The organism is Chitinophaga sp. S165, assembly GCF_003182155.1.
GTDB lineage: Bacteria > Bacteroidota > Bacteroidia > Chitinophagales > Chitinophagaceae > Chitinophaga.
Genome location: NZ_QGTG01000001.1, coordinates 1,767,496 through 1,779,864, shown reverse-complemented (window position 1 = coordinate 1,779,864; position 12,369 = coordinate 1,767,496). Strand labels below are relative to the sequence as shown.

Sequence of the window (12,369 nt, the reverse complement as noted above, 5' to 3'; positions counted from 1 at the left end):
TTAAGATGAAATTATATTGAATGTTCACGTTTGATACCGAGCTTTTTCATTTTCGAATAGAGGGTACCGGCCGGCACTCCTAGTATTTGAGCAGCGCCGCTATCACCGGCAATTTTGCCACCGCAGTATTTTAGTATCCGCAGGATATGATCGCGTTCATTCTCATCGATGGTCTTTAAAGTCGTTTCGATAGCTGTAGGATCGGGTGATGCCGGCTTGCTTAATGGCAGCAGATCGGCAAATTTGATAGCATCTCCAGAAGAAAGCAGGACACAGCGTTCTATAACGTGTTCAAGCTCCCTTATATTTCCTGGCCAGCTGTATCGCATCATATGCTGCATAGCAATGTCGCTGAAAGTGGTGATCTGACGTCCGGCTTTTTGGGCAAACCGTCGGACAAAGTACGCGGCGAGAAGAGGAATATCTTCCTTTCGATCTCTAAGGGGTGGTAGTGATATTGGAAATATATTCAGGCGATAATAAAGATCGCTTCTAAACCTGCCTTTAGCAACCTCTTTTTCCAGATCGCGGTTCGTTGCGGCTACAATCCTGATATCAACCTTTATGGTCTTGTTTCCGCCTACTCGCTCAATTTCTTTTTCCTGCAGTGCACGAAGAAGCTTCACTTGCAGATCAAGCGACATTTCTCCTATTTCGTCCAGAAAAAGCGTACTGTTTTTTGCCAATTCAATTTTTCCGATCCGTTGTTCGGTTGCACCGGTAAAGCTTCCACGTTCATGACCAAAGAGCTCACTCTCGATTAAATTGGGAGGGAGCGCTGCACAGTTCACCTTAACCATAAGCTTATCTTTTCTGGGAGAGCTATTATGGATAGCTCTGGCAATAAGTTCCTTACCTGTACCCGTCTCTCCCTGTATCAGTACCGTGCTGTCAGACATGGCAACCTGGGAAACCAATTTGAATGTCTTCCTGATTGCCCAACTCTCTCCGATGATATCCCCATAATTTTGAGTAATCTCAATTTCCTCTTTGAGGTAACTGGTTTGGTCTTCCAGTTGTCCTTTATATTGTTCGATCTCAGCCAGCTGTTTATTTATTTTCTCATTTGCTGTAAGATTAGATACCGCAATGGCTATTTGAGAGCAGATACTTATAAGTAAGCTTTGCTGATTAGTAAGTTGGGCGAATGGAGCCGAAAGTTTTAGTATTAGGATCCCAATTAGTTTGTTGCCCATATTAACAGGGATGCTTGCAATTTCGCTCATGCCGGCTAGTTTCCAATATTCGACATACCTGGGGAGCTCATTTCTGTTATCATATTTCTGTATGTTGTGCGCCATGAGGCGGTTCCCGCTAATCATCCCGTCCATTATACCGTCCGCGATCGGGTACTTACCCGCCTTTATTTCCTTAAATTGAGGAAGTTTCGTCCACAACGCTTCCTGATCATATAAGTAAAGAGAATGCGTGACTTTATCATCATTCACGATATGCATACAGTGATCGCCTATGATGCCCCATGCTGTTAGCTGCGCATTGATGACGGAGGAAATTTCTCTGATTGATTTCACTGAAGCAATGGCATTACTGAAAGCGAGCAACCTGGTTTTTTCTTCTTCTCTTTTTGTGATTTCCTCATTTGCGACAATGTTAGATACGGCAATTGAAATTTGATGCGATATGCCTTTGATCAGGTTTTGTTTTCCCTTATCCCAAACCAGATCATGGTCAAAGAAGAGGATCCAGAAACCAAAGACATCTTCGCTCTTTGAAAAACGTATAATAACAGCCTTTTTTAATCCTGACTCATAGTTGACTTTTAAATAGAGTGGTAAGTCGCCATTCCTTGAATCGGTGAGTGCTTCAAGATCAAATATCAATGGTTCAGCTGTTAAAATGCATTTGTCGAAAATATCATCTTGTATCGGCCACCTTGTATAACTGGCTAAACTGAGATTTTCAGCCGTTGGGTCCGTCGAAAGAAATATCTGCGGGGTATGACTTCCGTCATTCATTGTCAGGATCGTGAGACGCCTGAAATTGAACATCTTTTTAAGATTGAGCTTTAATGCCTTAAGAAGGCTCTCTCTGCTTTTTACAGAAGTTATGTCACAACTCAATTTCAACAGCAATTCTTGTTCCGCCTGTCTGGACTGAATTGTTTCATTGGCTATAATGTTACCTACTGCTATCGAAAACTGGTTTGCGATATCTTTAACCAGGTTGATGTAATTATGATCAATTTCATCATGCTCTCCAAGACATAAGGCCCAAACTCCAATAAACTTACCCGCTAATTCCAGGCTTTGCATCACGACCTTTCTGATCCCGCTTTCGTAATTTATTTGCAGATATTCAGGAAGTGTTCCTGTAGCGAGTATTTTTTCCAGATCAAAAACCTGCGGCTCTCCGGCCAAGATAACCCTGTTAAAGATCTTATCGGCGATTGTGTATTTAGCGTAGGTCAAATGTTTGTACTTTGGGTGGGACTTTGTTTTTGATTCAGTGTCCTGCATAAAAGTACTCATGGTAAGTTGGTCCTCGTTTACCGTTGCCACCCAATGGTGACGGAAATTGAAAATACTTCCGAGCTTGAAATGGATGATTTTGAGCAGATCTTGTTTTTCCCGTATTGTGACAAAATCTACATTTAATGCCTGGACGATCTCTTGCTCCTTCTTGTTTTTTTCAATCGTTTCCTGTGCTTTAATATTCAGGATGGCGAGCGTGAGATTACTTGCAATTAGTTCACATAATACTGTTGAAATTGCTTTTCCTTTATATTCTTCTTCGAATAATAGTAGCCATAGTCCAATACCTTCTCCACCCTTTACCAGCTCAAAGGTGAGAAAGGAGCCATATTCAGGGGCATCACTACTAGTTAAGAAAGGGGCGATGTTTCCTTTTTGAACCAGATCATCAAGATCAAAAAAATGTCTGATGGCAGAACCAGCGTTTGCCTTATGGCTAAAAGGTATTTTGCCGATGAAGACTGGCTCCTGGTATCCGTCTCTGATATTACTGTAGTTGTCCAGGAAATTTATTATTTCACTTCCTTCGTTATTCAGGATAAATACCGTTGAGTGCGTGAATCCAAGTACAGGGCTTAAAGTGCCTTTTATGAGTTTATTTAAATCTTCACGGTTTTGTACAGTTGCGATATCACGGGTAATCGAAAGTATCAGATTTTGATAATTGTCGATGCTTCTGGTTGTTGATTGATTGCTCATGGTTGGTTTAGCATTTGTTTCTCACAGCCCAGGTGCACATGCCTGCTTTTTTCTTACCCGGCAATTCGCAGCATTATCGTTCATCTCAACAACTGATCTAAATCGCTGTATCAGACATGAACTTTCCTTTTATGCCGTTGACCTGATTTTTTGTTTGTTGCGCTTAAGCGTCAAACCCCATGCAATATGGCAGTAGAATACAGTATCTTTTCATAAGATCTATTTATTCATCGATAATTTACGTCTGATCCTGCTTAAAGAGGTATCTGTTATATTGAGGTAAGACGCTATCTGTTTGAGTTGGGCATGTTTAAACACCTCTTTGTTGTTGGCGATGAGATTTTCATACCGGGCTTCACCGCTAAGATTTATTAACTCCAAAGCTCTTTTCTTATACATTACATATTCTTTAGCCAACATCTTCACTCCATATTCCCTGAATTCCGGAATAGTATGCATCAATAAATTCAACTGCTCATAGCTGATTGCATAGCCTCTGCAATGCGCTAGCGCTTGTATATTCTCTGTGGATGGGGTTTTCAAATAGAACGATGACACCTCAAATACGACACTGTCCTTTTGGTAAAAAGCAGTAGTTATTTCTTTGCCATCGGCATCATGTGTAAAGGCTCTCATAAAACCACTTTGCAAAAAGAAATAGCGATCATTTACTTTTCCTTCTTTAAGAAAGAAATCGTTTTTTAAAATGGTAATTTCTTCAAAGTATTCAACGACATTATCTAAAGTACGATCAGGAAATGCCAAATTTTTTATGATGTAGTTTTTTAATCCCTGTTTGTCCATTTTATTTGTATTAACATTATTCACTGATTTTATTACATCGAACATCCGTAGTAAAAGGCCCTGCCTATTATATCTTCCGGCTCAATTTTAGAGGTTTAATTGTCATGACTAACTTTACTTACCTGTCGTACGTGAGGTGACAGATGGAGCGGCAATTTAAGGAATAACTATAATTCATTACTTGTCCTATGACAAGTATATTCAATTGCGCTCACAAATGAACGTCTACTGTACGAATATGAACAGTTATAGTATTTTATACTATCATAATATTTTAATAGGCAGCTTTTTGTAAAAGCGGTATAGAATTAGCTTCGATTGCTATAATTTTTGCTGCTATGCTGAAGAACTATTTCAAAATCGCATACCGTAATCTGGTAAGAGACCGGCAATTCACAACCTTGAATTTAATTGGGCTGGCGATCGGTTTAGCATGCACAATGCTTATCTTTTTATGGGTTCATGACGAATTTCATATCGACAAATTTAATAAAGATGATAGCCGGCTTTTTCAGGTTTTGCAAAATATTCCGTTAGGCGATAATAAAATAACTACTATTGACGCAACTCCCGCCCTTTTGTCAAAGGCATTGATAGAAAAAATGCCGGAGGTTGAAGACGCTGCCTCGGTTATACCAGTCTCCTGGTTTGCAAGTAAAGGGGTTATTTCATATGGTGACAATCAAATCAAAGCAAATGAGCAGTATGCAACAGCTAATTTCTTCAGTATATTTTCATATGATCTGTTATATGGCAATAGAGAAAATGTACTTGCCAATAAATCTTCAGTTGTAATATCGGAGGAACTAGCCCTCAAATTATTCCATACCACTGAAAGTATTGTTGGTAAGACGATTAAATGGGATCATGAAGATTCAGGCACCGACTTTAAAGGATTATTTACTATTTCGGGGATCTTCAGAAAAATGCCTAACTCCACAGCCCAATTTGACCTTTTATTGCCCTACCAGGCATTTATCGATAAGCGACCTAATTCTCTAAACTGGAGGAACAGTGATCCCAGCACCTACATAATCCTGAAGGAGGGTACAGATGTCAAGGCATTTAATAAAAAGATCGTCAATTTCAACAAGGATGCTAATAAAGCACTATCTGGAAACGATGCAAAATGGATAGGAACACTGCAGATCCAGCGGTATTCAGATAGATATTTATATGACAAGTACGAGAACGGTGTCCAGAACGGTGGGAGAATAGAGTATGTCAAACTATTTTCGTGGATTGCGTTACTTATCCTGGTTATCGCTTGTATCAATTTTATGAATCTTTCTACGGCGAGAGCTTCACGCAGATTTAAAGAAATTGGTATAAGAAAATGTATTGGCGCCAACCGGACCACCCTGGTTCTTCAATACCTGGGTGAGTCTGCTCTGCTCACTTTTTCATCTCTGGTAGTAGCATTGATAATAGTGTGGTTAGTCCTTCCCTGGTTCAATACCATTACAGGGAAAGTCATTTCGCTGCACCCTGATACGACTGTTATCCTATCGATTTTAGGGATCGGTTTTTTCACGGCCATTATTGCCGGGAGCTATCCTGCCTTTTATCTTTCCGGGTTTAAACCCATAGCGCTCCTAAAGGGCAAATTGAAGACTTCTATTGGAGCAGTTTTTATACGTAAAGGATTGGTAGTATTCCAGTTTGCGTTATCAGCTATTTTTATAGTGTCCGTCATCGTTATTTATAAGCAGACGGAGTTTATACAAACGAAAGACCTGGGATACAATAAAAACAACGTTATTTCCTTCAAAAATGAAGGAAGGCTTGATGTGAATTTCCAAACTTTTATAGATGAATTGAAAAACATACCCGGTGTTGCCGGTGCTTCCGGATTTCAGCACAATTTGACCGGCGATCATGGCGGACTCTCTCTTGACTGGGAAGGTAGAAGATCCGGACAAGCTGTCGAATTCGGGAATCTGGAATTAGATTATGGGCTGATGGAATTGCTAGGATTTAAAATGGAGCAGGGGCGTATGTTTTCAAAGACGTATCGTTCTGATACTTCAAAGGTCATTTTTAATGAAGCAGCTATCAGGGCGATGGGGCTGGAAGATCCGGTAGGCAAAACTGTTACGATATTTGGCAAGCGAAAACAGATAATAGGCGTAGTAAAAGATTTTAATTTTGAATCGTTGCATGAAAAGGTAAGGCCATGTGTTCTGCAATGCTATCCTAATGGGAATAACATCCTGGTGAGAATAAAAGAAGGGCCAAAACAAAAAATCCTTGCCGACATAGAAAAGCTTTATGAAATATTCAGTCCCGGGATCCCATTTGAATATACATTCCTAAATGACGACTACCAGAAAATTTACAGCCCCGAGCAACGGCTGGCTCTTTTATCAAAATTTTTTGCTGGCATCGCAATAACTATTTCATGCCTGGGGCTATTTGGATTGACAACATTTACCATCCAAAGCAGGCGAAAAGAAATCGGTATACGAAAAGTTGTAGGCGCTTCTGTAAGCAGAGTAGTGTTGATGCTGTCGGCCGATTTTATAAAGCTGATCTTTTTGGCACTTTTAATCGGCATACCGGTATCATGGTGGACCGCAAATAATTGGCTTCAGAACTTTGCTTTTCGGATCGATATTGGTTTTTCAATTTTCTTAATTACCACAACTTCTGTAATTATCATTACATTGGTTACGATAAGTTTTCAGACAATCGGAGCGGCAATTGCAAATCCGGTAAAAAGTCTGAGGGACGATTAAGGAGTACCCAACCGATTCATTGCCCTTTCTTACCTTTTGATGAGCTGCCTTTTAGCATTTTGAAGCCATTCGTAAACAGTGAGGCCGTTTTTATGTAAGCGGCAATTCCTTTATGGTTGGGTTCCCCGGCAAACTTCTTACTATCACAATGACTTTACCGCCTGCGGGCCGCGCGGTGATCTTATAATGCCAATCAATCCCGTTCCAGCCCGAAAATGCACGCCCGCTTTCGGTAATAACACCGTCAGCGTCTATTACCCGTACCTCCACTTCTGCTACTCGAAACTCATTTTGGGCAGTCACTGTAACTTCATCACCTTCCAATCTGATATTTTGGACTTCTGGGCTGCGGTATGCATCCTTCACCGCTATATTATAAGCATTTTGCCCCGGCCCTGCCAGCGACTGATAATAAGCCTTGATCTGCGGATCTTCCAGCATTTGCTGCGCGAGCATCGAAGCAATGGTCATCTTATGCCTTGCCTCCAGCTGCTTTTGGGTAGGCTTTTTCTTTGATGGGCCGCGTTTCTTCGCCATAATGATCTGCCCGTTCCTTTCGTAGATCGTGATCTGTTTGCCGAGGGTGCCCCGCACCAGTTGCATGAGGATATTGTCTTTAACAATGGCCATAAAAAGGTCGTTTTGAGGTTAGTAATACAAGTTTACTGTATCGTTTCTCTAAGGTACGTATAAGGATACTAAATTGACATCAAAATATCATCTAAAGGTCACTTCAATATCGATTTGATATATAAATGCCCTTTAAATATCCTTTTGGTCATCGTTTAGTAAGCTTATATAAAGCCAATAGAAAGTTTATTTGAACACTGATGAATGATAACTATACCCCGTATGCTATCATCCAACGATTCCACGGTGCGAGGAAAAATGTTCAGTTAAGATTTGAATCCTTTTGTTAGGTAATCATGGAATTATCAAAACATCCAAGAACGACTCGAATTGCTTATTGATTGATAAATAACATTTTATACAAAGCAGGTAAAAACAAAAACGCTCCAAGTTTTTCAACTTGAAGCGTTTCATTTTCTGTGATCCCAGGTATGGGAAACTCGAACCAGATTATTGATGATTTTGCATCACTAAATAAGATTTGACATAAATCAGGTAAAAAAATACAATAAAAGTGCGAGGATAAAACTGAAAGCTGAAGCCCTTCAGGCTCTATAATCATATTACGGCATTGCTATATACCCACTTTACGGTGATCCTTCAAAGTCAAATACTTTAAATTAATATTCCCACCAGGAAATTCCTTGCCGTTGAGCGTATAAATGAGATTTTGCCCTTTCAGACTGAATCCTGCACGTGTCACACCGCCTCCTCTGGCCTTCGTCTTAACCTGTAGACTATCTGCTTTTTGCATGATAGCAAGCCTTATCAAATACACACCGCTAGATTCTTTGGGATTAATTGTCCTCCTTAACGAAGTCGGCTTATCAATACTTTTTCTCACGAAATCGTCAATATTCGTTAGGCCAAAATTCAGTAAACTCTCCTTGCCAAGAGTCATGGTGTCGGGTGGTACTAATAGTTTATAAGACCTAACAACGGAAGATCCGGTAGAATCTAAGAAGTCATATGTATTCCCAGAAAAATTGATTGACAATTCAAGAGGGACATCCGCATTATTAGTTACTTGCGTCCAAAATATGGCTTTGACATATTTCTCCCCATTAGGGCCAGTATACAATTCACCCTTTGGGAAGCTATTTTTAATGACCAGGCTATTACCGCTGGAATCTGTGTACTCGTACATCGTGTGATACCCTGTATAAGATCTAATGGAGGTTGCGTTATCTTTGCTTGCTGACTTGACCTTTTCAATAGTCCTGTCTGTATGTGGTTGACCACAGGAGGTAATCACCAAAGATATCAAGGTCAAAAAGGAAATAAATGCGAATTTCATGATGTCTATGTTTAGCTACAGTGAACCTACATCGATGCTTTAAGATGAACGAATGACAATTGTAAATAAATATGTAAATATTGTAAAAACACTACCCCTGGAATTAAAGAGGAGCTGATCACGATATCAAAGTAGGTTAGTGGTTCTACTCGTTTGTATTTGGGAACTCGCTACCATTAAGGGTTTAAACGAAAAAAGGCTTTCAGATTGAAAGCCTTTGAATTTCTGTGATCCCAGGTATCGGAAACTCGAACCAGATTGTGCAGGAATTATTAAAACTATCAATGATAATCTCAAAAATCGGTTAATCTAACATCAGAAAAGTTCGAGGTATCTGTTAGGTTACCTGTCATTATTTCAATACAATTGTACAATATAACTAGGTATCTGGAACACCGGACATATAAGAAAAAACAAATAACAGCATACCTCCGTATTGTTTAGTTTGAAATAGGATATCCAATTGCCCAGATGCGTTCTGGACAATTTACATGAAGTCGCTATGTTGAAATATTGAAGGCTGATAATGAATTGTGAAAATTAATTGTTATCATTTCCTCCTTCAAATAATTCATGAAGCTTCTTTTGCAATATCCTTTTATCGGGAAGTTGAGTTTTATATTCGGCAACCATAGTGGCAGAAAGGCTACGGCTTAATGCATATTCAACAACTTCGTTGTCTTTATCTTTACAAAGTAAAACTCCAATACTAGGATTTTCATTATCTTTTTTCGTATCTCTGTCCAACGCTTCCAGATAGAAATTAATTTGGCCCAGATGCTCTGGTCTAAATCTATCAGATTTTAGCTCAAATGCAACTAAACATTGTAACCCCCTGTGATAAAATAAGAGATCAATGTAGAAATCGCTATTGCCTACCTGAACCTTGTATTCTTCGCCCATAAACAAAAAATCTCTACCTAATTCAAGAATAAAATTCTTCATTTGACTGATTAAGCCTCTTTGTAGATCACTTTCCTTGTGGGGCTCTGAAAGATTTAAAAAGTCAAATACATAACTATCCTTAAATGTATCCGTAATTTCAGGATGGACTTTTCTAATCGCTGGTGAGAGTTTCGAATTTCCGATCATGGTTCTTTCAAAAATGCCACTATTAATCTGTCGCTCTAGTTCTCTGCTACTGTACTTTTCTTGGCTGCAAAGTTTTAAATAAAACTCTTGCTCTTCGATCGATTTAGCTCTACTCAAAATAGTAAGGTTGTTTGTCCAGCTAATTTCTCTCAGCAGTGCTGAGAGTTTTGGAAAAGCTTGGTATGTTTCATAGAACTGCTTCATTCGCCAGAGATTTTTATCCGAAAAGCCTTTTAAGTCTGGTTCATTATGTTGCAAATATTGCGCTAATTCTTTTACAACGGATTCTCCCCATTCTGCACTTTCAACTCTCTTACTAATATATTCACCTATATTCCAGTAAAGATTTATTAGTTCAGTATTTACGGATTTAATAGCATTTGTGCGTGCTTGTTTTATAAGTTGTACTATATCGGCGAACTTCTTCTGTAGCATGACAAGATTCTTATTTTATACTAATTACTGGACAATGTAAGTCATCAAATAGGTTTAAAATTTACCTTTTTTGAGAATAATCAGCCTCTATTTAGGCATGAGTATCCCTTAACTAATTTATTGTTCCATTTAATTCCTTCTGTAAATCTAATGTTTTTGAAAGATTAGGAATAGACTCTATTGATGCCATTATATTCATTATTTACATTGGTGCATTTTATATACATAAATCCCTGAGGTTCGTTTGGAATAATAATATACTGTGGTTAATTTTCGAAATCGGTATTAAATCTACGAGGTTATGATATTATCCTCTTTTGACAGTAACTAATAAAATTCATCCTATGACAAATCGAGAAACTTTAAAAAACATCATCGATGCTCATTTAAAAATATGTGTAGAAAACGAGTTCAATCAATACCCTGGTGAGATAGAGTCTGAGATGACTGATCACACTCTTGTATCTGAGGAAGACTGGGGAAGATGGTTCCCGATCGATAGCACAGTTACAGATGGCGATATAGAGTCTTTTGAAAAGCAGCTCGGATATAAGTTGCCAGATGATTATAGGACGTTTTTAAGGTATAAACACTTTTATGAACTACATATCTCGGCATCTTTTTGCAGTCATCCAGTAAATACATGGCTAAAACATCAACATAAGATGATTTTCGATGGATGGCCTGCAGATGAACTTATTGAAAAGGGACTCATTCCATTTGCGGATTGGAGTGATTTGAGGTTTACTTTGCTTTAATACAAACGGCGATTTTGACGACAAAGATTACCCAATTGTCTTATGGGATCATGATGATCGGGACGAATAAAACAGGTGGCCGATAATTTTAAAGATCTGATAATCCTGCTTAATAAGGAAGGAAATGCAATGAGAGGCTAATAAAAGATCTGATTTCCGCTGGATAACCGTGCGTGTTTGATTTTTTCACAGTTGTTAAGTACGCACATAAACAAATTTCCAATATGAGGCTCGCTTATTCATACTATGGTGTTCTTCTTTTCACTAATAAATGTAGATTATTTTTTTTTGAAGTATCGTCGAGAGTATTAATAAATAAGAAATTTTCGCTTTGATTTTCCTATTTTACAATAGAAAAGAGTCATATTTCCGAGAAAGTTTGAAATAGATAACTCAACAATTCCGACTTTAATGACCGATTGGATAAAGACTAAATATAACCAACGCTAGTTCAATAATGCTTTATACAACATAAAATTATCCCGATATGGCATTTGTAAATACAATTGAAGAGTATCTTGAGCTAAAAGCACGTGGCGAAAAAAGTATTCAATGGTCAATTTCAAATCATGAGCTGAGTAGGTTTATTTTGGAAGAAAGAAAGAAAGGATTTCATCGAATGTTAGTAGAGGACTTTAGGGTAGAAGCATTCAATGGTAGCTATAGATATAGACTAACTTCAATCCTACCATTTGGTAAACATAGAGGCAATACGGTAGCAGCTGTATACAAATGTGACCCGGAATATATAGAGTGGTGCTTAATGAATGCAAGTGCTTTCTGTATTGCCCAAGAAGATATTTCTATATTAAATGCAACTAAAGTCTTTATCGGTGATGATTTGATTATCCGTGAAATAGACATTGAAACATACGAAGTAGATTTAACCAAGTTTAAAGTGAATGAACATGGATTCCCAGTAAATGATGATATTGCCAATATTGAGTTCTCTTTTACAATTGCTGCACAGATACAGAATGAAGCTAAATTACTGGATAGTCTTAATGCATTTGATGTGCTAAAAGGTGGTAAGTGGAAATTAAATAATGGAGCTTTATTCAAAGGAAAGAAATCAATCCGAATCATTATTAAGCTCAAAAGCGTTTTGTTATAAGTTAGTTATAAGTAAGGGTGCCGGTAGACAACAACTTTTAACCTTCCCCCAAGAATTCAACTTGATCCGTTTTTAACTTGATCCCTCGAACGCCTTATTAATTGATAATGCAATAGTTACAATGATAATCCTAAAACAAAAAAGCTTCAAGTCCTTGAACTTGAAGCGCTTAATTTTTCTGTGATCCCGCTGGGACTCGAACCCAGGACCCATACATTAAAAGTGTATTGCTCTACCAACTGAGCTACGGAATCATCTAACGGGCTGCAAGATTACATCAATTATTTATAACCTCCAAATAAAAAAAGCC

General features: G+C 38.3%; 8 protein-coding genes and 1 tRNA gene. 3 read left to right on the top strand and 6 right to left on the bottom strand.

Annotated features, from left to right (window positions below; translation table 11 throughout):
- Positions 1 to 11: 11 nt before the first annotated feature.
- Positions 12 to 3,191 carry a sigma 54-interacting transcriptional regulator gene (locus C7475_RS33245; protein ID WP_110052427.1) on the bottom strand — a complete coding sequence of 1,060 codons (3,180 nt, stop codon included), beginning with the start codon at positions 3,189 to 3,191 and terminating at the stop codon, positions 12 to 14.
- Between the two features lie 219 nt (positions 3,192 to 3,410).
- On the bottom strand, positions 3,411 to 3,995 hold the full coding sequence (locus tag C7475_RS06485; protein WP_110052837.1) for a Crp/Fnr family transcriptional regulator: 585 nt from the start codon (positions 3,993 to 3,995) through the stop codon (positions 3,411 to 3,413).
- A gap of 338 nt (positions 3,996 to 4,333) precedes the next feature.
- Here C7475_RS06485 and C7475_RS06480 point away from each other — a divergent pair, with 338 nt between their 5' ends.
- On the top strand, positions 4,334 to 6,733 hold the full coding sequence (locus C7475_RS06480; RefSeq protein WP_110052424.1) for an ABC transporter permease: 2,400 nt from the start codon (positions 4,334 to 4,336) through the stop codon (positions 6,731 to 6,733).
- A 90-nt stretch (positions 6,734 to 6,823) separates the two neighbouring features.
- Here the strand turns inward: C7475_RS06480 and C7475_RS06475 are convergent, their stop codons facing one another.
- From C7475_RS06475 to C7475_RS06460, 3 genes are all read right to left on the bottom strand, one after another.
- The gene (locus C7475_RS06475) at positions 6,824 to 7,363 is read right to left on the bottom strand and encodes a hypothetical protein (protein WP_110052422.1); all 540 of its coding nucleotides are present in this window, start codon (positions 7,361 to 7,363) and stop codon (positions 6,824 to 6,826) included.
- 574 nt (positions 7,364 to 7,937) lie between these two features.
- Complete coding sequence (locus tag C7475_RS06465; RefSeq protein ID WP_146217491.1) at positions 7,938 to 8,660, bottom strand: hypothetical protein; 723 nt, start codon at positions 8,658 to 8,660, stop codon at positions 7,938 to 7,940.
- Positions 8,661 to 9,200: 540 nt separating this feature from the next.
- Positions 9,201 to 10,187, bottom strand: a complete 987-nt coding sequence (locus tag C7475_RS06460; protein WP_110052415.1) for a YhcG family protein — start codon at positions 10,185 to 10,187, stop codon at positions 9,201 to 9,203.
- A 344-nt stretch (positions 10,188 to 10,531) separates the two neighbouring features.
- Between C7475_RS06460 and C7475_RS06455 the strand changes: the two genes are divergently transcribed.
- Together C7475_RS06455 and C7475_RS06450 are read left to right on the top strand one after the other, a co-directional pair.
- The gene (locus tag C7475_RS06455) at positions 10,532 to 10,945 is read left to right on the top strand and encodes an SMI1/KNR4 family protein (protein WP_110052412.1); all 414 of its coding nucleotides are present in this window, start codon (positions 10,532 to 10,534) and stop codon (positions 10,943 to 10,945) included.
- Between the two features lie 487 nt (positions 10,946 to 11,432).
- Positions 11,433 to 12,059 (top strand): hypothetical protein, encoded by a 627-nt coding sequence (locus C7475_RS06450; RefSeq protein ID WP_110052409.1) that lies wholly within the window; start codon positions 11,433 to 11,435, stop codon positions 12,057 to 12,059.
- Between the two features lie 181 nt (positions 12,060 to 12,240).
- Here the strand turns inward: C7475_RS06450 and C7475_RS06445 are convergent.
- Positions 12,241 to 12,313 (bottom strand) — tRNA-Lys (locus C7475_RS06445).
- Positions 12,314 to 12,369 lie beyond the last annotated feature (56 nt).

What these genes read in the sequence shown, in the direction of transcription:
- C7475_RS33245 (WP_110052427.1), bottom strand. Translation starts at nt 3,191, where the DNA reads ATGAGCAATCAATCAACAACCAGAAGCATCGACAATTATCAAAATCTG.
- C7475_RS06485 (WP_110052837.1), bottom strand. Translation starts at nt 3,995, where the DNA reads ATGGACAAACAGGGATTAAAAAACTACATCATAAAAAATTTGGCATTT.
- C7475_RS06480 (WP_110052424.1), top strand. Translation starts at nt 4,334, where the DNA reads ATGCTGAAGAACTATTTCAAAATCGCATACCGTAATCTGGTAAGAGAC.
- C7475_RS06475 (WP_110052422.1), bottom strand. Translation starts at nt 7,363, where the DNA reads ATGGCCATTGTTAAAGACAATATCCTCATGCAACTGGTGCGGGGCACC.
- C7475_RS06465 (WP_146217491.1), bottom strand. Translation starts at nt 8,660, where the DNA reads ATGAAATTCGCATTTATTTCCTTTTTGACCTTGATATCTTTGGTGATT.
- C7475_RS06460 (WP_110052415.1), bottom strand. Translation starts at nt 10,187, where the DNA reads ATGCTACAGAAGAAGTTCGCCGATATAGTACAACTTATAAAACAAGCA.
- C7475_RS06455 (WP_110052412.1), top strand. Translation starts at nt 10,532, where the DNA reads ATGACAAATCGAGAAACTTTAAAAAACATCATCGATGCTCATTTAAAA.
- C7475_RS06450 (WP_110052409.1), top strand. Translation starts at nt 11,433, where the DNA reads ATGGCATTTGTAAATACAATTGAAGAGTATCTTGAGCTAAAAGCACGT.